Origin of the sequence: Wenyingzhuangia sp. 2_MG-2023, from assembly GCF_030548295.1 — a bacterium.
Classification (GTDB): domain Bacteria; phylum Bacteroidota; class Bacteroidia; order Flavobacteriales; family Flavobacteriaceae; genus Wenyingzhuangia.
The window spans coordinates 133,359-154,841 of record NZ_JAUOSB010000008.1 but is presented as its reverse complement, the minus strand read 5'-3'; the positions used below and the strand labels follow the sequence as shown (position 1 = coordinate 154,841).

Here is a 21,483-nt window from a genome sequence, read left to right as displayed (position 1 = left end):
AAAGCTTACACAAACGGTAGCGAGCAATACAAATTAGAATTGACCGTTGACGGAACTACAAACATTGCTTATGTAGATAAAGACGGAAACTGGTTAGAAGAAGGGACTATCAAATAATTTCAGCAATTAGATAGATGTCAATAAACATCATCAACGCTATTAAAAAAGGACGTTTTATTCAAAACGTCCTTTTTTATATTATTTAAACACATAAGTCCTGAGAACTTAATATTTTTGTAACAATAAGCACTATTTTATGAAACAGATACTATTAGTAGAAGATGATGTTACGTTTTCTAAAATGTTAAAGCATTTTTTGGAACGTCATCAGTATGTGGTTGATGTTAGTTACACGCTTCAAAATGCTACACAATGTTTGAAAAAGCAAGATTACGATTTGATTTTTACAGACCTACGACTCCCCGATGGTGATGGAATTGCTTTATTGAAACAAATAAAAGATCAACAAAATTTAACTCCTGTGGTTTTAATGACTAGTTATGCAGAGGTTTCTACAGCTGTAAAAGCCATGAAGCAAGGAGCTTTTGATTATATTTCTAAACCTTTCAATCCTAATGAAGTATTGGAAGTGATTAGCAATGCTCTGGAAGTTCAGCAAACAGAAATTGCCACTCCTAAAACAAAAATAAAAACCACTAAAAATTCCTCAAAAAAAGATTTTGTAGAAGGAATTAGTGCAGCTTCCAAAACATTAAATGAGTATATCAATTTGGTAGCTCCCACAAGTATGTCGGTATTGATTACAGGTGAAAGTGGTACCGGAAAAGAAGTTGTTGCAAAAAACATTCATTTAAAGAGCTTAAGAAGTGACCAACCTTTTGTAGCTGTTGATTGTGGTGCTATTCCAAAAGAAATTGCTTCAAGTGAATTTTTTGGACACAAAAAAGGTTCTTTTACAGGAGCCATTAACGATAAAATAGGACATTTTGAAGCTGCCAATGGAGGTACTCTTTTTTTGGATGAAGTAGGAAATTTAACCTATGAAAATCAAATTCAATTGTTAAGAGCCTTGCAAGAAAGAAAAGTCAAACCAATAGGAAGCAGTGATGAAATATTGGTAGACATCCGATTGATTACCGCAACAAATGAAGATCTATTAAACGCAGTAGAAGAAGGTGATTTTCGTGAAGATTTATATCATCGTTTGAATGAATTTTCTATCAAAGTACCCAACTTAAAAGAAAGAAATGACGACTTGATTCTTTATGCAGATTTCTTTTTAGAAAAAGCAAATGCACAATTGAACAAATCCATTGTAGGATTTTCAAAAGAAGTATTGACCCTGTTTCAAAACTACCAATGGCCAGGTAATTTACGCGAATTGTCTAACATTGTCAAAAGAGCTACGTTGCTAACACAAACAGATGTAATAGATAAAAACACCTTACCTTCTGAGTTGTTGCAACCTCAAAAAACCAGCACAAACACCCAAAAATTTTCTACTAAAGAAAATGAAAAAGAACTTATTTTAAGTGCTTTAGAAGAAGCTGACAACAATAAAACTCAAGCTTCAAAATTACTAAACATTACCCGAAAAACATTGTACAATAAAATGAAACAGTACAATTTATCTTAATCTACAACTGATTTTAAAGAGCTTATAAAAACATCTAAAGCCTTTTCAAATTCCTTAAAATGAGATGATTTTACATTTGTTGTGGTTTCAAAAATTTCCAAATAAGGAATAACAGCGGCAACCTCTAATTGCTTAAACATACTCAACATTTTATGACTAGTTTCATTGATTGTTGAAATATCATTTTCCTTTTCTGCTTGTATCAATAACAACCTGTTTTTTTGAGTATCTTCTAAAAAAACTGATAAGGTATTTTTTATAGCATCGGTATCATTCCCTAAAAAAGAACTTAGAGAGTCTAAATTAAACCCTTCTGCTTTTTTGAGTATTTCTTTGTTAATTTGATGTTTTTCTTTAGACAAATTAGATTCAAAAAACTGTGACAATACATGCTCTAATCTTTCAGTACTAAAAGGTTTTAACAACACTTCGGAAAAACCACTATCTTTATAATCCTCCACTGACAAATTTGACCTTCCTGTCATTGCCACAATAGGTTGCTGTTGATAGGATTCTCTTTTTTTAAGAACCTCCATAAAATGGATACCATTCATTTTTGGGAGTTGAATGTCTGTCAAAACCAAATCATAACTAAGTGTATCTATCACCTCTAGCGCTTTTTGAGCATTTTCAAAAATGTGAGATACTATACCGTATTGTGCTAACAAATCTTTTAAAAGTTGTCGCATAGAAACATCGTCCTCAACCACTAAAATTTTGATATCAAAAAGCAATTCTGTTTTGACGAACTTTTCTGTTTTCACTACTTTTTCAGAAAAAACAACTGGAATTTTTAAAGTAAAAGTACTTCCCTTTCCCATCTCACTTTCTAAAATGATGGTTCCTCCTAACAATTCTGACAATTTTTTAGAAATCGTCAATCCCAAACCAAAACCATGTTGTTTGTTTTCTTTGGCATTGTTTCCTTGCGTAAATGCTTTGAAAATATTTTTTTGTTGGTCTTTGCCTATCCCTGTTCCCGTATCCTTTACAGCAATACACAACATGTTTTTATTCTTATCTTTTTCTATAAAACTTTTAACAGTTATGGTTCCTTGATTGGTGAACTTGTAAGCATTGATGATTAAATTGTACAAAATTTGTTTGATCCTAAAAGAATCACTCACCACAAAACTATCTATAGATTCCTCTACATCAACTACAAAATTTATTGATTTATTCTGCACAAGACTTTCTGAATTTTTCACAATCTCATGAATTAATTTCTCCAAATCAAAAGGAGCAGCTGCAATAGATATGTTGTTATTTTCTAGTTTTGAAAACTCTAAAAGATCGTCAACCAACTGTGCCATGTATGCGGATGCGCTTTGTATGTGTTCAATATAATTGATTTCTTTGGTGCTTTCTGTTGATTTTTGCAACAATTCACTGTAGCCCGAAATGGTGTTTAGTGGCGTTCGTAAATCATGACTTACCATAGAAATGATTTGTTCTCTACTCTTTAAAAGTGAAGAAGTGGTTTCATGAGCCTCTTCCAATTGTTTACGGTAACGTTGTCCTTTCCAGAAATCATTTAAAAAAATAATCGAAAAAACAATCATGATGATAAACCCTACGGCTGCCGCAAACAAAATAATGTTTCTACTATGGTTGAGTGTTTTTTCTCTTTGTATGTTGATTGTATGAGTGTGCTCAACAATGTCTCGCTCCAAAGCATTTAACAATTCTCGTAATTTTCTAGAAATCACAATATCATTTTCAACCAATTCTCGTTCTTTTCTCTGTAAAGATCTACGCTGTATGTCAATACCTCTTTGAGCTTCTTTTAACATGTTTTTAGAAACTGTAAGTAAAGAATCTACCTGGCTCTGATCTAAATTTTCATTAGATTTCTCAGGATTGTATCCATCTAAAATCTTCATATACTCCTCTATATTCTGACGTGTTTTTCTATCTAATGCTTTTAAGTTTTTAGTAAAATCTGTTTGGAACATTTTTCCTAAAATGGAATCTATTGAGCTTAATTTTTCAATCGCAGTATCAATTGATTCGTCTGAATTATCAGCACCTTTTAATTTTTTTAACCCAATGATATTTTTTAGTTTGTCATCTATAATTAGTTTGACACTATCTAATATTACTGCCTGAAACTCATTATCAACTATAAAATTTAGGGAGTCTATTTTTAACAACAATTGTTCGTTTTCAGCAACGTATTCATTGAATTTTTTTACTGAATTCAATTGAATAGCAACCCTAGACATGCTCTCATTTTCATAGATATCTGCAATTAAACTTCCCACTTTTACAATCTTACTTCGATCAGAAATATCTTGTTTCTGAATTTGTGTAAACGTTTTAATTTCTGAAAACAGCAGCACTCCACAAATGGTAGCCAAAACTCCAAGAATGATGTAACCTGTTAAAACTTTAAATGTAATTCTATGCTTTGGGGATTTCATAAATATTGCGTAAACTTATCAAAAGATAAAGATAATCACTTCTTTGTTTTTCTCTTGTTAGAATACATATGAATATTGATTAATATACTGTTTTCAAATCTTTTTCTGTTTAAAAAACACACTTGTATCACTTATCTTTCAACCCTTTGCCGTTTAAAATAACTGGAATGAATTTTTCAATTCTAGAAATACGTGTTTTGGATTGTTTTGCTTGAGAAAAATATAGCAAATAACCTCTTTGTCTACCAGGAGTTAAAGCTTCAAATGCTGTTTTTAATTCTGTATTTTCTTTCAAAAAAAGTTCAAATTCTGCTGGAACATCAAATTCTTTAGTCTTTTTCAAAGGCACTTCCAATCCTAATTTTTCTAGTTCAACAGCTTCAAAAACATAGCTTTTTATACATTGTTTTAGTTCCTGAATTTGTTGCCTATTTTCAAAACGAATTTGTCTTGCTGCTTGTACATTTTCTGTTTGCTGAATCAAAATACCCTCTGAATCTTGCAACAAAACTCCTTTGAAAAACAACAATGCACAATAGTCTTTAAAACCATGAATTAGCACCACATTTTTATGCTGATGTTGGTAACAAGGATGCATCCATTTGAAACTTTCTGTCAAGCCACAATCAAGAACAAATTCTCTTAATAACTTCATTTCTTCTTGCCATTTTTTGGTCTTTTCTAAAAACACCTCAACTTTTGGATCCATGTTACTTATATTTTTCATATCAATTATAAAAATCTCAAAAACAGTTTGCTATTAGCTTTCTTCCATCTTATAAAATCTATAAAAAAATTATTAGAAAGAATACTTACAACTCTAATTTATAAAATACTCATCAATAATCATTGTTCATAAATTCCTTTTTTTAGCATCAAAATCTATTCAATAGCAAACCTGAAAAAACTATTTTAGCCCCCCTTTAAAAATTACCAACTGTATTCCTATGACTAACGAAAAAAACTGGTTGAATTATTACAAAAACAGTCTACTAGACAGTGAAAACTTAGCTATTGATACAGAAAGAATTAAAAATCTGTTTCATGAAAAAACATGTTTTTTAGGAAACGGAATGCTTAATACTAAAAATGCTACCGAAATGCTAAATGCTGAGGAACGCAGAATAAATAGACTGAAAGGAATTAGCAAAAAAGACCATCCGAATTGGCGAGAGATTAACGAAATAGAAATTTTAATTGCTCCTTTTTATTTGGAGTATCAATCAGAAAACGCTTTTTATAAAAATAAAAAAACACAACCTTTTTGGATTCCTGCCAAAGTAAACCGTTCAGGACAGTTGACTACTTCTAAAGAATTATTTCCGTTAATTGTTAGAAACTATTTGACTCCTATTGCAGATCTTAAAAACGATTTTATTTTTTCATCCATAGACAAGATGATTGCTGTTAGAGATCTAGAACAACCGGTTCCTCTACAAGAAGATGAACCCGTTTTATGGAATGACTATTGGGAATATGTTAACGAATTGTTTAAAGAAATCACCTACAGAAATATTAGCAATTACCGAGTAGAAAGTTACAACACCATACATGAAGTAATGTATTTTGCAACCAGTTCTAAAATAGCAACAGCCAAAAGTATTTCATTTTTGTATCAAAATATATTGAATGAAATAGACGAACTTCCTTTGTTATCTAAAATCATCAATCCCACAAATAGAGAACGAAAAAGTGCCATTACAGACAATGGTTTTTTAAGTTACAACCATTATCACTTAGGGCAAATGTCTAATAAATTTCCGTTATCTATAAGTCAACGAAAAACATTATTATCACATTTAACCTCTGAAAACAATGCAATTACAGCCGTAAATGGACCTCCAGGAACAGGAAAAACTACTTTATTACAAAGTTTGGTAGCTACAGAATTTGTAAAAGCTGCCCTGCAAGGAGAAAAAGCTCCCGTTATTTTGGCTTGCTCTAGTAACAATCAAGCCGTTACCAATATTATTGATAGTTTCATCAATTCAGAAAGCAGTATGGAGGGACTTTCCGAGCGTTGGATTCCAAATTTTAATGGCTACGCAACCTACTTGCCTTCCAACTCAAAAAGTGAAAAATCATTGAAAAAAATAAATTACTTAAAAGGAAATTTATTTGGACATGAAGGTACACTTTGTGATTTGGAAAATGAAAAATATATTTTTGAAGCAGAAACTTATTTCTTCAACAAATTTCAGCATTATTTTGATGTAGAACTTACTTCTTTAGAAGATGTTTGTGAGCATTTACAAAATGAAATTTTATTGATTCAAGATACACTCGCAGACGGAACACGTATTTGTAGTGATTACATCAATTCTATTGACAAAATCAACCAAATTTTATTGGATGAAACAAACCACATTCAAAAAGACAAAATACAAATTACAACGTTAAAAACATGGAGAGACCGAGTAAATTCGCTAAAACTTTGTGCCAAAAATGTAAATTTTAAAGAAGAAGTACTACGTGTTTTTAAAGCAGATTTTAGCGATGATACTACCTCTAATGATTGCCTCTTTAAAATTGAAACAGAGGTGTTTTTAGACGATACCAAAACATTGGAATACATCAACAATTGCTTTGCCACCCTAAACACAGCTTTACAGGCAAATATAAAATTGAACAACTGGAAATTACAAAATAACATTCAAGGATATCCTTTTGTTTCTGAAGAACAAATGTGGCATTTTGAATACCAAAAGCTTCAATCAGAAAATCCTTCACATCAATATTTTTACGATGAAATAGACGTCACTTTACGACACCAAGCTTTTTTGCTAGCCACACATTATTGGGAAGCTAGATGGCTGCTAGAAACCCACGATGTAATAGAAAACAATACCGAAAAAGGAACTGGAGAAAAAGTAATTGCTGCCAAATGGAGACGACGAGCTATGCTAACCCCTTGTTTTGTAGCTACGTTCTATATGGCTCCTCCTCATTTTGTTTACAGTCAATTTCAAGGAGAAAATGAAGAAGGAAAACCTATTTTTGAATACCTGCCTTTGTTTAATTTTATCGATTTATTAATTATTGATGAAGCAGGCCAAGTAACTCCCGAAGTAAGCATTCCCCTATTTTCTTTGGCTCAAAAAGCAATTGTGGTTGGAGATTTGCAACAAATAGAGCCTATTTGGTCTATACCTACACAGATTGATCAAGGAAATTTGGTCAATGAAAATATCACTAGCAATGAAGAACAAGTAACCTTTTTACAAGAACTTGGTTTTTTAGCTTCTAGCGGAAGCATCATGAAAATGGCTCAAAATGCTTGTGAGTTTCAAACCCCTTTAACACTTGGGAATCAACCTGGATTGATGTTGTTAGAACACAGACGATGCAACGATGAAATTATTGGATTTTGCAATGAGTTAGCCTATGGAGGTATTCTAAAGCCTATGAAAGGAATAGCTAAAGAAGATCAAATTTTTCCTTCTATGATGGCTTATCATGTAGAAGGTGTTAGCGAACGAAAATACAACAGTCGCTGCAACATTACCGAAGTTTCTTCTATTATTGAATGGTTACGTTTGCACGAAGATGCGATTCAAAAAGCATACAATGTAACATCTATAGAAAGTGTTTTGGGAATTATTACTCCTTTTGCTAGTCAAAAAACAGAATTATCTAAAGCTTTGATAGAAGCTGGTTACAATATAAATGACATTAAATTAGGAACTGTACATGCATTGCAAGGTGCTGAACGAGACATTGTATTGTTTAGCTCCGTATATAGCAATACCGATGAAGGAACGTTGTTTTTTGACAGAGACGACAAACCGAACATGTTAAATGTAGCCGTATCTAGAGCAAAAGATAGCTTTATTTTATTTGGAGATACACGAGTATTTGACGAAACAAAAAACTCACCTTCTGGAGTCTTAAAAAAACATTTGACAGTGTATGAAAAACAGGTTCAGTTCTAAAAACCAAACCTGTTTTGTCAAACACTTAGTTGTGTCTTTTTTTCTTCAAAAATAAAACGAACTAAATTTAAAATCTGAAGACTATAAAACATTGCTATATTAATGTCTACCACGACCTCCTCCTACTCTAAATCCTCCTCTACCTCTTCTACCACCTTTTCCTCTATCACCTAGGGTATTGAACTTCCAACTGAACCCAACAATAAAATATTGCTTTAATACAGTACTTTGTGAATCTTCTATGTAATTCTGCGTAGCAACTCTTCTCGCATTGGTGTTTTGATTTAATAAATCGTATGCTTTTAGAGAAATCAATCCTTTGTCTTTTAATACTGAGTAAGAAAGTGACATATTCCAAAACCATGAACTCTTTTGAAACCCATCAGATACATTAGGATTGTAATTATAATCTATAGAATTACTCCATTCAACTCCTTTGGGTATTCTAGAAGTTGTGCTAACGCTTACTTTGTGATAGGTAAAGTTTTGATTTTCTAACGAACTAAGATCGTATTGATTGTTTGTATAAGAAACAATATACATCGTTTCTAAATCCATTACATCTCTCCACTCATATCTCAAACCTAAACTAGGACTAAAAGACAGTACTTTACTTACATAAAACACATCATTGTTATAATTTACAATTCTATTAAAACCTGGACCTGCTCTTAACCTTACATCTAAAGAAGTTAAATCTGTAAATTGAATTTTTTTACTTGCTCCTATTCTTGCCAATATTCTATAATTCCCATCTACATTGGTAAAAGTAGTTTGTTTAATCAAAACAGAATCAATAGAAGTTTTAGAGATAGTTTGATTTTTGATAATTTCTCCACTTATAAAACCGTATAAACCTGTTCGTTTTTGAAAATTAAAATTATTAAAGGAAATATTGATGTTATGATTTTTTTCAGGACTCAAATTAGGATTACCAATAACGGTATTTAGCGGATCACTTACATCTTCAAATGCTTGTAAATACGATAAATTTGGTGGATTGTTTCTTAAATTATAACGAAGATTAAAAGATGATTTCTGACTAAAACGGTACCTAAAATCTACATTTTGCTCCAAATTGTTAAACTGTCTTTTTAAACTATAAATAGGTCTTAAGTCATCCTCATTTTCCAATGTTCTAAAACGGTAAGAACTAGTCAATCTCAATCTTATTTTACCTGCAGTGTAATTGACTCCTATTTTAGGCACATGACTTTCGTCTATATTGGTATAATCTGTACTTAAATCTAAATTTTCTGTATCAAACTCCTGGGAACTCTCATTATAATCGTAGGTTCTTTTATCAGAATTATTTTTGTTTCTATTGTAAGAATACCCTAAATCTAAAAACAACTCTTTTGAAATTATAGGCATTCTATAGGTAAACGAAGCTCCTAGAGTTTGCGAAGAATTTTCTTTGGTAGCATATTGATTTCTAGATGTATTTTTAGAACTATCGCTGGTAATATTCGTTTGAGATAATAAAAAATCTTCTGTATCTAAAGTACTTATCCTTACATCCGTTCCCAATCTAACAAAACCACCTTTGGAACCATAACGTCTAGTTATATCAATACCTGTTGACATATTTTTACTATCATTAGCTACATCGGAACTAGAAGTAGATTCGTTGATTAATTCTCTATCTCCATTAAAAGAATTTTCGTTGCTATTAGATGTTGTTGTACTTTTTGAAAACTTAAAAGATGGAGAAATATTAAACAACCACATGGTATCTTTTTTAATATCAATTTCAAAATTGACAGAATGATTGTCATTACTAGAAAAAGAACTTGAATTAGAGTCGGTATAAAACCTACCATCAGACAAAATATTTTCTCTCTCTCTAGAAGATTTATTCTCAGAATCACTTCCTGCGTAAAAATAATTAGAACTAAATTCAACATTTTTACCGTAATTATCGGCATAATTTAATCCAGCGTTGTCCGATGTTACAATTCCCTGTCCACCACTAAAAGCCCTATTACCATCACCTCCTATAAACATTTCTCTAATTTCACCAAAACTAAACCCTGGAGAATTTACATTGTTACCTCCCAACAAAACACTAATTTTTTGATCGTTATCAAAGTGGTTATACATTCCTGCATATTCATATTTACCATTTGTACCTATTCCTGCAGCAGCTCTACCAAAAACCCCTTTATTATTTTCTTTTTTAATAACAAGATTTATCGTTTTGTTTTCACCATCACTATCTTCACCTGTAAAAGCTTGTGATTTTGTTTTGCTATCCAATACTTGAACTTTTTCAATAATGTCTTTAGGAAAGTTTCTTGTTGCAATGGTTGGATCACTACCAAAAAATGGTTTTCCATTAATCAATACCTTGTTAACAGGCTTACCATTCACCGTTATATTTCCTTCTGCATCTACCTCTGCTCCAGGCAAAACTTTTATAAGATCTTCTACATTGGCATCTTTTTTTGTTTTAAAAGACCTTACATTAAATTCTAAGGTGTCTTTTTTAACAACAATAGGAGGTGTTAATCTTATAACCACTTCATTTAATTCATTCGCATCAGGTTTTAATAAAATCTCCTTCATATCAATAATCCCTCCTTTTGTCAAGTCTAAACTTTTGCGAAGTGATTTAAATCCTATATAAGTAATATTAAAATTCAACTCTTTATCTTTCGTTTTTCCTTCTAGAAAAAATGCTCCTTTTTCATCTGTAATAGTGTAACTTACTACTGTACTGTCTTTTTTTCGTTCTAAATAGACTGTTGCAGACTCTAAAGGCAACTTATCATCATCATTAGAGACCAAAGTTCCCTTAATTTCAAACCCGATAGACTGTGCATTTACTTGTTGTAGAAATAAAATAGTAATGATAAATAAAATGTATTTCATAACCCGTTGCGCATTTTGGTAAAAGTCCTGTTAGTATTTAAAATAACTCCAAATTGAATAAATAATACATTCAATTAATTTTTTTAAATTTAAAGAAGTTATCCATCAAAAACCACACCACCTATCTATATAGTTTAGAGTTTTTTAATACGGGATAACATCTCCTTCTTAAGCTAGAAACTCTTTTGAATATGATAGACATATTGGATACAGTAACTATTAAATTAATTAGGTTTTTCTTCATTTTTCAAACACCTCCCTCTTGGTTCGTCACCTTTGTGAAGTACAATTTTAGAATGTAGAAATTGTGCTGCTTCTGCTGATTCTTTTACTTTAATTGCACTACGTTCTAACATTTCAGATTCAAAATTTGCTAATACATTTTTTCTCAATCCTAATTCTCTCCATGGAAATGACAAACTACATCCTTTTGAAATTTCACGAGCGAGTGCTAATGCATCTAACAATGCTTGATTTGCACCCTGTCCTTTAAATGGGCTCATAGGATGAGCAGCATCACCTATTAAGGTTACAGCTTCTTCTTTTCCTAATAATTCTGCTGTAAGCAATTCTCGATCATACACTGGGTAACCCGAAATTTCAGCTACTGATGTAGCTTCTAAAATTTGTGGAATGGGGTGGTGCCATTGGGTTCTACGACAAGCTTCGTTTTTTAATGCCTCTGGTCCTTTAGCACTTAGTGCCTTAGCCTCACTTTCTGATATAGGAAAACTAAGTTGCCACATTACAGATTCCGTGGAATATGGCATCATATAAATTCGCTCCTTACCGTTAGCAGTTTGAAATACCGTAGCAGAGTCCAACAAAAAACTCTTCAAATCTCCCAAAGCAACCAAAGGACAAATTCCTAATATTACCATACAATTTAAATAACGCAAAGGACTAAGATCATCACCAATCAATAGTTTTCTTACAGAACTGCGAATGCCATCAGCTCCCACCACAAGGTCTGCTTTTGATTTTATTATATTTCCTTCTACCAGAAAACTCAATACTAAACTTTTATCTTCACAGCTTTTAAAATCAACCAATTGATGTCCCCATTGCACAGCCGTATCTCCAAGTTGTTCAAGCAACTCCAAACGCAAAGACTGTCTTGCAATATGTACGTTTGTTCTTTTTGGAAACGTGTTTTTATCTACCTGCATCCATTTTCTCATCCCCCATTCTCCAATCACTTTTCCCTCTGTGGTATGAACTACATGTCTTGTAGAAACTACTCCCTCTTTTAGTGATAAAATCCCCAATCCTTCAATTGCTTTACTGGCCTGCTGTAAAGTAAGTCCATAACCTTGTGAGCGAGCATCAAAACTAGCATCACGCTCATAAAGTGTAAAAGGAATCCCACGATGCAAACAAGCCACTGCCAAAGCCACTCCTCCTATTCCACCTCCAACAATAGCAACATGTGGGTGTTTTTTTGCGTCTGCTACTGGATGAGTATAAGAGTGAACCAACCCAGATCCATTACATTTTAAGCAAGAATATAAATGACCTTTGGGTACAACTGGAGGAACACCTTGTTTATTATTTTTTTCATATTGATGAAGCTCTTCAAGATAACGATTTTTTATTTTTTTACTAAGCCCTCTGCTTTTTTTACCACGTCCCTTACACTTATCACAAACGGTCCAATCTGTCTCTCCACTCTCAGTTAACATAATCTTGATTGTTTTTCATAAAAAATAAAGAGTAAGTTCATATTGGATTTTCCATTCTCTTATTTATTTCAAAAATATCATTTTTTTATAAAGACTTCGTCTGGATTTATAACTATAAATTTTAAGACAACTCATCAGATAATATTACTTCAGTATGGTGATTGAATTATCTCCTTATTAAAATAAAAATGATTACAAAATCATTAATAACAAACAACATATTAACGATTAACTTAATTTTTAAAACATCATTGCGCTATACTAAACATTTGTCCTAGTATTTAAAACTAGGGTGACTAAAAAATTCGTTTCTATGAGATAATTTTAAACTTCAAACCAAATTATAAAAAATATGACGATTTCGTTTTTATCTTTTGCAGCAGCAATTAGCAGTTTCATCAGCACTTCTTTTGACCCTCCTACACCTAAGCCAGGATATCGTTGGGTGATTAATGAACAATATTCTGATGAGTTTAATGGAACTACTTTAGACAAAACCAAATGGAATGATACCTTTCAAGGATGGAAAGGTAGAAAGCCAGCAATGTTTCATCCTAATACTGTTTCTGTAAACAATGGAACTATGCAAATTAAGAATGGTATTTTAGACAAAGAAATTAACGGATATAGCATTGCAGGTGGTGCTGTGCAAAGCAAACAAGAAACAGCTCATTTTGGGTATTATGAAGTAAATTTTAAAGCATCAAAAATTAACATGTCTACTACATTTTGGATGTCTAACAGCAAACAGCCCGTAGATTTTGTAACTAGAAAAAGTGATGGAGAAAATTGCACAAAAGACAAATACAGTCAAGAATTAGATATTGTAGAGAGTATTGGAGGTACGTTTAATAGAACTGATAAGTTTAGAACTCAAATGAACTTTAACACGCATTACAGATATGTTGATTGTAATGGAGGTAAAGAAAAATTCTATTCCGCAGGAAACAATGCTATTGAAGGAAATGGACAGAAAAGCAATGCCAAATTAAGTTCAGAATCTTGGCAAGATTTTCATACTTATGGAGCTTATTGGCAAAATTCTAATGAAGTATCTTTTTATGCAGACAATCGTTTTGTAGGAAACGTAAAAGTAAAAACAGATGTAGTAGATCATCCCTTTGACAGACCTATGAAAATTAACATGGTTACAGAAACTTATAACTGGGTAAAACCTGTTCCTACCGTGGATGAGTTAAACAACGACAAGATCAACACTTCTTATTACAATTGGATTAGAGCTTATACATTAATTCCTGCAGATGAGAATTACAGCAGTAACTACGCTCCTATTTTTAAAGAAGAGATTCAATTAACAGAGAATCCCCAAATTATTAGTAAGAAAAAAATTGAAGTCTCCTTTACTTATAAAGCCAATCAAAACAGCAAAGTATTGATTAAAGTATTAGATTCCGAAAACAAAACAGTATCCAAAGCAACTTGTAAAGTATTGGCTGGTTTTGGTAACAACACCAAAGTTCTTAAGTTAGATGATAAAATTTCTAAAAAAGGAACTTATACATATCAACTATCGTTGGTAAAATAATCACGTAAGCGAGTATTTAATCTCATCTAGATATCAAAAAAATCCAATCTTCTCAGATTGGATTTTTTGTATTTTAATATAATTTCATATTTATACAATTTTCTTTTTTGCTTTTACTATAAAGTAAATCCCTATCAAAACTAACGGAATAGACAACCACTGTCCTGTATTTAAAGCCCATTCCGCTCTCTCTTTTACCTGTGCTTCTTTACAAAACTCAACGGCAAAACGCACCGACCATAACAAGGCAAAAAAAGTACCGAACAACAATCCTTGCTTTTGAGCTGCATCTGTTTTCCAATACATATAAAACAACAATGCAAACACTCCTAAATACCCCAATCCTTCGTACAATTGACTTGGATGTCTGTAAGGAATAGCTTCTAAAACATTTAGAAATTGTGACTTATACACAATCATATCATACGCTTTGTCTACACTTTCTGCTTTGGTAATTTGCATTGCCTGATAAGCTGGTAAATCATCTGAATTCCGAACAAAACGAGTCGCAAACACAAAAGATTTGTCTACTACTTTTCCTACAATTTCTGAATTGATAAAATTTCCCAAACGTATAAACAATCCTGCCAAAGCAACAGTAATCCCCACCCTATCTAAAATATACAACAAGGGTTTTTCCATAATTTTTTTAGAAAAATACCACAAAGAAGTAATAATTCCAATGGCAGCACCATGACTAGCCAAACCTGCAAAACCAGTAAATTCAAATGTTGGTCTAAATCTAAACGGCAATAATATTTCTTCTGGATGTTGACTAAAATAAGCCCAATCGTAGAAAAAAACATGTCCCAATCTAGCACCTAAAATAGTAGCAAACACTACATACATCAATAATTTGTCTAATTTTTCTAGAGCAACTTTTTCATGATTGAAAATATGCTTCATGATTTGATACCCCAACACAAATGCAATGACAAACATCAAACTGTAATATCGAATGATAAAAAAGCCCAAGTCTAGCCCTAATGATGGATTCCAATTGATTGCTAATAGATTCATATTTCTTTATTTTTTTGTTTTTCTGGTACAGGATCATAACCACTCCCCCCCCAAGGATGGCAACTAAAAATTCTTTTGATTGCCAACCAACCACCATAAATAATGCCATGTTTCTGCAAGGCTTCAATACTGTAATGAGAACAAGTTGGCTGATACCGACAAGTAGCAGGCATAAACGGAGAAATTGCTCCTTGATAAAATCGTATCAATACAATAAATGGAAATATCAATATTTTTTTTAACGTTCCCATTCCTCTTTTTCTTATTCTACAATAAATGTAGTTTCTCCTTTTCCATCTTTCAATTGAATCCCCATGGCTTTCAACTCATCACGAATCTGATCAGACATTGCCCAATCTTTATTGTCTCGTGCTTGTTTTCTCATATTGATCAACATATTCACCACAGATTCCAACTTATTCCCTTCTTGCTCTGTCGCTTCGGATACCAAACCTAACACATCAAAAACAAATGCATGTAAAGTGTTTGTAAACAAATCTAAATCTTCTTGTATCAAGGTAGCTTTTCCTTCTTTCAACAAGTTGATTTGTTTTACAGCTTCAAACAGTTGAGCAATCAATATTGGTGTGTTAAAATCATCATTCATAGCATCATAACACATTTGTTTCCATGCAGCTACATCAAAAGAAGAACTTGCTCCAACACTTATGTTTTTCAATACTTTGATTGCTTCCATCAACTTATTGTATCCTTTTTCAGAAGCTTCCAATGCCTCTGACGAAAAATCCAAAATACTACGATAGTGGGCTTGCATCATAAAGAAACGTACGACCGTAGGCGAAAATGGTTTTGACAAAATGGTATTTTCTCCTGTAAATATTTCTCCTGGTAGAATATTATTTCCTGTAGATTTAGACATCTTCTGTCCGTTCATGGTCAACATGTTTGCATGCATCCAATAATTTACAGGATTTTGTCCATTGCAAACTTCAGCTTGCGCAATTTCACATTCATGATGAGGAAATTTCAAATCCATTCCTCCTCCGTGAATATCAAACTTTTCACCCAAATATTTTGTACTCATTGCGGTACATTCCAAATGCCAACCTGGAAAACCGATTCCCCAAGGAGACGGCCAACGCATTATATGTTGTGGACTTGCTTTTTTCCACAAAGCAAAATCTTGCGGGTTTTTCTTTTCCGATTGTCCATCTAATACACGTGTATTGTGAATAGCATCTTCAATTTTTCTACCAGATAAAACTCCATATATTTTATCTTCATTGTATTTCAATACATCAAAATATACAGATCCATTGACCTCATAAGCCAATCCTTTTTCCAAAATATCTTTGATGATTTCTATCTGCTCAATAATATGCCCAGTAGCCGTTGGCTCTATACTTGGTGGCAAATTATTCATTTTTGTCAAAATAGTATGAAAGTCTACCGTGTAGCGTTGTACTACTTCCATCGGTTCAATTTTTTCTACCCTTGCTTTTTTGGCAATTTTATCTTCTCCTTCATCTGCATCATCTTCCATATGACCCGCATCGGTAATGTTACGAACATAACGGACTTTATAATCCAAATGTTGTAAATAACGAAATACCATATCAAAACTCATAAATGTACGTACGTTCCCCAAATGCACATTGCTATATACCGTAGGTCCACAAACATACATACCCACATTACCTGCAGTAACTGGAGTAAATAGTTCTTTATTTTTTGATATTGAATTGTATATTTTTAAAGGCTGATCTTGGAATAAGCTCATGGAATTTTATTTATTTTAAAAGCGTAAAGATAAACTTTCTACTTGTATTACAACAACAAGAAAAAGCCCAATTAAGAAATTCCTAATTGGGCTTTTTGTAAGTATATTAAGTTTTGTTAATTACTTAACAATTTCTAATAATTCAACTTCAAATACTAAAGGCATGTACGCTTTAATTGGTCCACTTCCACCTTGAGGTGCGTTAGCTCCATAAGCCAATTCTTGAGGCACATAAAACTTGTATTTAGAACCTACAGACATCAACTGTACTCCTTCAGTCCATCCTGGAATAACTCTGTTTAAAGGAAATTCAGCTGGTGTTCCTCTGTCTACAGAACTATCAAAAACTTCTCCTTCTGGAGTTGTACCATGATAATGTACTTTTACTGTTTGAGTTGCTGTTGGTTTTTCACCTGTACCTTCAGTAATTACTTCGTACTGTAATCCACTTTCTGTTACAGTAACTCCTTCTTTCTTTTTATTTTCTGCCAAGAAAGCTTCTCCTTCTTTTTTAGCTGATTCACCAACTTTTTCAGCTTTCTTTTTAGTGTAAGCAATTAAAATTGGAGCTATTTCTTTTTGTGACAACAATGTTTTAGAAGAATCTTGAGCTTCTTTCATTGCTTGATTAAATACTTCATAATTTAAATCTTTAAAATCATCACTTACTTTAAAGTTTAAATTGATATACGCACCCAAAGCATAACTTACTGAATCTTGTTCTGTTGCTAAAGCTGTTTTTCTTGCTACTTTCTGGTTACAAGAAACCATTCCTGTAACAACTAATCCTAAAGCTAATCCTTTAATGATATTCATTTTTCTATTATTAATTATTTATATTTAAAAGTTTTATTTTGACTACAATAGGAGTGTTTGCTCCAATTTTTGATTCATCTCCATGAAATCCATGGGCTACAAATGAACTAAAAATAAATTTAATTTCCTCATCTTCTCTCATTAATTTCACTCCTTCTCGGATCCCTGTTATCAAATTAGAACCCTCCAAACGACTCTTTATGACTTCTTTAGGATAAACCATTTGATTGTCAAGCGTATAAACTGTTTTTTCAAAACTTAACACTGAAGTTTTCAAAATTTCTTGTTGAGGTTTTGTTGATGTTTTTGTAATTGCATATGCAAAACCAAAAGGAGAATACTCATAATTTAGTACTGTATCTCTTTCTATATATTTCTGAATTCTTTGTTCTTCTGCCGCTCGGATTTGCTTGTTCAATTCTATTGAAAAATCTTTTTTAGAAGACTTTTGCTTATTAATAGGCCTTCTTGCTTCTGAATTGTTACAACTCACAAAAAGTATTCCGAAAAAAATAATCCAACTATATTTCATAAGAGACCAATAGTTGTTGTTTGTAATTGGGTATCAATGCTACAAATTTATCTACGGTTTCACTCAAAGACAATAAAGATCTTGCTCCCGCAGCATTGTCATGTCCTCCTCCATCAAAATAGGTTCTCGCAAATTGATTTACAGAAAAAGTTCCTTTAGATCGGAACGATATTTTTACAATTCCTTGATCTGTATCTTCTATAAAAATAGCAGCCATAACAATTCCTTTTAAAGACAGCGCATAATTCACAATTCCTTCGGTATCTCCTTTTTGATAATTGTACATTTTCAACTCCTCTTGTGTCAACGTAATATAAGCTGTTTTACAATCTTCAATTACTCTCAAATTGGTCAATGCTTTTCCTAGCAGCTGCAATCTACTATACGAATTATTACCAAAAACTTGATTGTGTATATCTGAATTCTGAACTCCCTTATCAATTAAATCTGCTATAACTCTATGAGTGGTACTTGTGGTAGACGGAAAACGAAAAGATCCTGTGTCCGTCATAATTCCCGTATAAATACAAGTTCCTATTTCCGCATCTACCTTATCCAAAGCATCCAATGCATCAATATAATGATACACCATCTGGCAAGTAGAGCAAATTGAAGTATCGGAATAAGTAACAATGGCAATATCATCTGGTTGCTGATGATGATCTATCATGATAAAGTCTCCTGTAAAAGATTCTAAGCCATTCTGCATGTCGTCACCAACTCTATGTAATGCATTAAAATCTAATAAAAAAACCACATCGGCTTCATCTAAAGCTTTTTTAGATTGATGATTTTGTAAATCATATCTATAAACTTCTTCTACCCCTGGCATCCAACTTATAAAATCCGGAATTCCATTAGGCAATATTACTTGAACTTGATGTCCTAGTTTTTTATAAAATTTAGACAATGCCAAAGTAGATCCTACAGCATCTCCATCTGGGTTTTTGTGAGAAACAAAAACAATTTTTTTTGGTTCTTTAAAATACGTTTTTAAAACGTCAATATCGTGTGCTTTCATTACCTGCTAAAATACAATTAAAAATGAGGATGCAAAGCAGGGATATTTTTTTTGAAAAAACTATATTAGCAAAACGAAACGAAACAAAACTAAAAAATTATTATGGCGAACAACAGAACATTCACTATGATCAAGCCAGATGCTATTGCACAAGGTAATGAAGGTGCTATCATTCAAAAAATCACAAACTCTGGATTTAAAATTCTAGCTCTAAAAATGACTCGACTGTCTCGTGAGAAAGCACAAGCTTTTTATGCCGTTCATGAAGATAAAGGATTTTTTGAAGGTTTGGTAGACTTTATGACCAGTGGTCCTATTATAGCGGCTATTTTAGAAAAAAAGAATGCTGTTGAAGATTTTAGAGCTTTGATTGGATCTACAAACCCTGAAGAAGCTTTGGAAGGTACTATCCGTAATTTATTTGCCAGCAACATACAAGAAAACGCTGTTCATGGTTCTGATAGCGATGAAAACGCAGCTATTGAAGCAGCTTTTCATTTTAACGATGATGAAATTGTAACTTATTAAGTTGCTTATTTTACAACACAAACAAACCTTTCAGTTTTCTGGAAGGTTTTCTTTTTTTACAATGGTTCGAAAAGTAAGATTGACTCTTGCTGTATTTATTTTTTTAGTAGGCGGTAACCTGTGTAACCAATGTTTCTGCGTATTGCCTTTCATCACCAAAAGGCTTCCTCTTTCCAAAATCAAAGAAATTGTTTGCTTGGTTTCTTTGTGTTTGAATGCAAAAAGACGTTCTGCTCCAAAACTTAAAGAAGCAATAGCTCCATTTTTTTTCAAATCAGTTTCTCCATCACTATGCCATCCCATTCCCTCAGTTCCTGAATGGTACAAGTTGAGCAAACAGGCATTGAATGTTTCTCCTGTTTTTTCTTCTACCAAAGTTTTTAATTCCAACAACGCTGGAGTCCAACGAAATGCAGTTTTGGTTGTATTAGAATAAGTGTATTTAAACAATTCTTGACCATACCAAGCCACTTTTCTGGGGGTTACAATCAATTTGCCAAACATTACAGCTTCGTCATTTTTCCAAACAATGGTTTCTAACAATTTATTAAAAAAAAATTGTGCTTGCTGTGTGTCCATAATTTTACCATAATAATGAACTTCTCCATCGTATGGCAATCTATTTGTGGTAATATCTGTATTGAACAAATCCATAGTTTATAAATCTAAAATGTCATTTTGTGCTGTTTCCCACCCCAACATTGCTGTTTTTCGTATGGTTCCCCATCTATAACCGCCCAAAGACCCTGTAGTTTGAATGACTCTATGGCAAGGAATTAAAAAAGCAATTGGATTGCTACCAATAGCAGTTCCTACTGCTCTAGAAGCTTTGGGTTTTTCTATTTCTTTAGCAATAGCTCCATAAGTAATTCTATTTCCCATTGGAATTTTCAAAAGTGCTTCCCAAACTTTTAGTTGAAAATCAGTTCCTTTCAAATGCAACTTAATTTGACGTAAATCATTCCAATCTTGACGGTAAATCTTCAACGCATTTTGTTGTAATTCGTCCATTTTTTCAATAAAATTAGCCTTTGGAAATCGTTGAAACAATTCAGAAAAGACATCGTTATTGTCATCAACAAACCCCATATAACAGATTCCTTTGGACGTGGAAGCTATTAAAACCTGACCAAACAAACTATGAAAATAACTATAATGAATGATCAGACTCTCACCTTGGTTTTTGTATTCTCCTGGGGTCATTCCTTCTATTTTCACAAACAAATCATGCAATCTTCCAGTGCCTGAAAATCCGGTTTGCTCTGCAATATCAAACAACGTAGGCTCACCGTTACTTAACATTCTTTTAGCGTATTGAAGGCTTATATACTGTAAAAACTTTTTAGGACTTACTCCAACCCAATCCGTAAACAATCGTTGAAAATGATATGGGCTCATATGAACTTTTGCAGCAATTTCTTCCAACGTAGGTTGTGTTTTAAAATCTTGTTGAATGTAACGAATCGCTTCTGCAACTCTACCATAATTTATGTCCCCCTGTTTGTTCATCTCCATTTGATTTGCATTGCTAAAATAAGGCAGATTGATCAGAGATAAAACCCAATACTTGCGTAATTTTTATCCGATGGATTATTCTAAAAAATTGACGACAAAAAATGACTAAACAATTATATCATTTTGATAACTGATACTCAAAATAATAACCCCACCCCCTATCATTTACTGTGGTTTTAATTAAAAATAGGTCAATTCAATAAAATAGACTACCTTTGCACTTTCATAATCAGATTTGCAAACTAGTCGTATAGGT

16 protein-coding genes are annotated in these 21,483 nt (G+C 32.5%); 4 read left to right on the top strand and 12 right to left on the bottom strand.

What is annotated here, in order from left to right:
* The first annotated feature begins 256 nt into the window (after nucleotides 1-256).
* Complete coding sequence (locus Q4548_RS10675; RefSeq protein ID WP_303454741.1) at nucleotides 257-1,597, top strand: sigma-54 dependent transcriptional regulator; 1,341 nt, start codon at nucleotides 257-259, stop codon at nucleotides 1,595-1,597.
* On the opposite strand, the gene Q4548_RS10670 is transcribed toward Q4548_RS10675, so the two are convergent.
* Complete coding sequence (locus tag Q4548_RS10670; RefSeq protein ID WP_303454739.1) at nucleotides 1,594-4,020, bottom strand: ATP-binding protein; 2,427 nt, start codon at nucleotides 4,018-4,020, stop codon at nucleotides 1,594-1,596. The two genes, Q4548_RS10675 and Q4548_RS10670, sit on opposite strands and share 4 nt — an antisense overlap.
* A 127-nt stretch (nucleotides 4,021-4,147) precedes the next feature.
* Nucleotides 4,148-4,729 carry a YdeI family protein gene (locus Q4548_RS10665; RefSeq protein WP_303454738.1) on the bottom strand — a complete coding sequence of 194 codons (582 nt, stop codon included), beginning with the start codon at nucleotides 4,727-4,729 and terminating at the stop codon, nucleotides 4,148-4,150.
* Between the two features lie 238 nt (nucleotides 4,730-4,967).
* Between Q4548_RS10665 and Q4548_RS10660 the strand changes: the two genes are divergently transcribed.
* Entirely contained in the window at nucleotides 4,968-7,952 is a 2,985-nt protein-coding gene (locus Q4548_RS10660; protein ID WP_303454736.1) for an ATP-binding protein, read from the top strand.
* A 99-nt stretch (nucleotides 7,953-8,051) separates the two neighbouring features.
* Here Q4548_RS10660 and Q4548_RS10655 read toward each other — a convergent pair whose 3' ends face one another.
* Together Q4548_RS10655 and Q4548_RS10650 are read right to left on the bottom strand one after the other, a co-directional pair.
* Nucleotides 8,052-10,826 (bottom strand): outer membrane beta-barrel protein, encoded by a 2,775-nt coding sequence (locus Q4548_RS10655; RefSeq protein ID WP_303454734.1) that lies wholly within the window; start codon nucleotides 10,824-10,826, stop codon nucleotides 8,052-8,054.
* Nucleotides 10,827-11,050: 224 nt separating this feature from the next.
* Complete coding sequence (locus Q4548_RS10650; RefSeq protein ID WP_303454732.1) at nucleotides 11,051-12,508, bottom strand: NAD(P)/FAD-dependent oxidoreductase; 1,458 nt, start codon at nucleotides 12,506-12,508, stop codon at nucleotides 11,051-11,053.
* A gap of 352 nt (nucleotides 12,509-12,860) precedes the next feature.
* Between Q4548_RS10650 and Q4548_RS10645 the strand changes: the two genes are divergently transcribed.
* A complete protein-coding gene (locus Q4548_RS10645; protein ID WP_303454730.1) occupies nucleotides 12,861-14,054 on the top strand; it encodes a family 16 glycosylhydrolase in 1,194 nt (397 codons plus the stop codon).
* Nucleotides 14,055-14,144: 90 nt separating this feature from the next.
* Here Q4548_RS10645 and lgt read toward each other — a convergent pair whose 3' ends face one another.
* The 6 genes from lgt to Q4548_RS10615 all read right to left on the bottom strand — a co-directional run bounded on the left by lgt (nucleotide 14,145) and on the right by Q4548_RS10615 (nucleotide 19,184).
* A complete protein-coding gene (lgt, locus tag Q4548_RS10640; protein ID WP_303454729.1) occupies nucleotides 14,145-15,074 on the bottom strand; it encodes a prolipoprotein diacylglyceryl transferase in 930 nt (309 codons plus the stop codon).
* The gene (gene yidD / locus Q4548_RS10635; RefSeq protein ID WP_303454726.1) at nucleotides 15,071-15,325 is read right to left on the bottom strand and encodes a membrane protein insertion efficiency factor YidD; all 255 of its coding nucleotides are present in this window, start codon (nucleotides 15,323-15,325) and stop codon (nucleotides 15,071-15,073) included. Before yidD ends, lgt begins: the two co-directional genes overlap by 4 nt.
* 11 nt (nucleotides 15,326-15,336) lie before the next feature.
* Complete coding sequence (gene cysS, locus Q4548_RS10630; protein ID WP_303454723.1) at nucleotides 15,337-16,815, bottom strand: cysteine--tRNA ligase; 1,479 nt, start codon at nucleotides 16,813-16,815, stop codon at nucleotides 15,337-15,339.
* 120 nt (nucleotides 16,816-16,935) lie between these two features.
* Nucleotides 16,936-17,631, bottom strand: coding sequence for an FKBP-type peptidyl-prolyl cis-trans isomerase (locus Q4548_RS10625; protein WP_303454720.1), 696 nt, complete (start codon nucleotides 17,629-17,631; stop codon nucleotides 16,936-16,938).
* Between the two features lie 10 nt (nucleotides 17,632-17,641).
* A complete protein-coding gene (locus Q4548_RS10620) occupies nucleotides 17,642-18,163 on the bottom strand; it encodes an FKBP-type peptidyl-prolyl cis-trans isomerase (protein ID WP_303454718.1) in 522 nt (173 codons plus the stop codon).
* Nucleotides 18,153-19,184: a bifunctional oligoribonuclease/PAP phosphatase NrnA gene (locus tag Q4548_RS10615; RefSeq protein ID WP_303454716.1), complete on the bottom strand. Its 1,032-nt coding sequence runs from the start codon at nucleotides 19,182-19,184 to the stop codon at nucleotides 18,153-18,155. The genes Q4548_RS10620 and Q4548_RS10615 overlap by 11 nt, the downstream gene beginning before the upstream one ends.
* Before the next feature lie 102 nt (nucleotides 19,185-19,286).
* On the opposite strand from Q4548_RS10615, the gene Q4548_RS10610 reads away from it, so the two are divergent.
* Nucleotides 19,287-19,712 carry a nucleoside-diphosphate kinase gene (locus tag Q4548_RS10610; protein ID WP_303454713.1) on the top strand — a complete coding sequence of 142 codons (426 nt, stop codon included), beginning with the start codon at nucleotides 19,287-19,289 and terminating at the stop codon, nucleotides 19,710-19,712.
* A 30-nt stretch (nucleotides 19,713-19,742) separates the two neighbouring features.
* Here the strand turns inward: Q4548_RS10610 and Q4548_RS10605 are convergent, their stop codons facing one another.
* Together Q4548_RS10605 and Q4548_RS10600 are read right to left on the bottom strand one after the other, a co-directional pair.
* Nucleotides 19,743-20,366, bottom strand: coding sequence for an alpha-ketoglutarate-dependent dioxygenase AlkB (locus Q4548_RS10605; RefSeq protein ID WP_303454711.1), 624 nt, complete (start codon nucleotides 20,364-20,366; stop codon nucleotides 19,743-19,745).
* A gap of 3 nt (nucleotides 20,367-20,369) precedes the next feature.
* Nucleotides 20,370-21,221 (bottom strand): methylated-DNA--[protein]-cysteine S-methyltransferase, encoded by an 852-nt coding sequence (locus Q4548_RS10600; RefSeq protein WP_303454708.1) that lies wholly within the window; start codon nucleotides 21,219-21,221, stop codon nucleotides 20,370-20,372.
* Between the last annotated feature and the right edge of the window lie 262 nt (nucleotides 21,222-21,483).

Bases quoted from the DNA above. Each gene is read 5' to 3' on its own strand.
- Q4548_RS10675 (WP_303454741.1), top strand. From the start codon at position 257: ATGAAACAGATACTATTAGTAGAAGATGATGTTACGTTTTCTAAAATG.
- Q4548_RS10615 (WP_303454716.1), bottom strand. From the start codon at position 19,184: ATGAAAGCACACGATATTGACGTTTTAAAAACGTATTTTAAAGAACCA.
- yidD (WP_303454726.1), bottom strand. From the start codon at position 15,325: ATGGGAACGTTAAAAAAAATATTGATATTTCCATTTATTGTATTGATA.
- Q4548_RS10625 (WP_303454720.1), bottom strand. From the start codon at position 17,631: ATGAATATCATTAAAGGATTAGCTTTAGGATTAGTTGTTACAGGAATG.
- Q4548_RS10645 (WP_303454730.1), top strand. From the start codon at position 12,861: ATGACGATTTCGTTTTTATCTTTTGCAGCAGCAATTAGCAGTTTCATC.
- Q4548_RS10600 (WP_303454708.1), bottom strand. From the start codon at position 21,221: ATGAACAAACAGGGGGACATAAATTATGGTAGAGTTGCAGAAGCGATT.
- Q4548_RS10670 (WP_303454739.1), bottom strand. From the start codon at position 4,020: ATGAAATCCCCAAAGCATAGAATTACATTTAAAGTTTTAACAGGTTAC.
- Q4548_RS10655 (WP_303454734.1), bottom strand. From the start codon at position 10,826: ATGAAATACATTTTATTTATCATTACTATTTTATTTCTACAACAAGTA.
- Q4548_RS10610 (WP_303454713.1), top strand. From the start codon at position 19,287: ATGGCGAACAACAGAACATTCACTATGATCAAGCCAGATGCTATTGCA.
- Q4548_RS10650 (WP_303454732.1), bottom strand. From the start codon at position 12,508: ATGTTAACTGAGAGTGGAGAGACAGATTGGACCGTTTGTGATAAGTGT.
- lgt (WP_303454729.1), bottom strand. From the start codon at position 15,074: ATGAATCTATTAGCAATCAATTGGAATCCATCATTAGGGCTAGACTTG.
- Q4548_RS10660 (WP_303454736.1), top strand. From the start codon at position 4,968: ATGACTAACGAAAAAAACTGGTTGAATTATTACAAAAACAGTCTACTA.
- cysS (WP_303454723.1), bottom strand. From the start codon at position 16,815: ATGAGCTTATTCCAAGATCAGCCTTTAAAAATATACAATTCAATATCA.
- Q4548_RS10665 (WP_303454738.1), bottom strand. From the start codon at position 4,729: ATGGATCCAAAAGTTGAGGTGTTTTTAGAAAAGACCAAAAAATGGCAA.
- Q4548_RS10605 (WP_303454711.1), bottom strand. From the start codon at position 20,366: ATGGATTTGTTCAATACAGATATTACCACAAATAGATTGCCATACGAT.
- Q4548_RS10620 (WP_303454718.1), bottom strand. From the start codon at position 18,163: ATGAAATATAGTTGGATTATTTTTTTCGGAATACTTTTTGTGAGTTGT.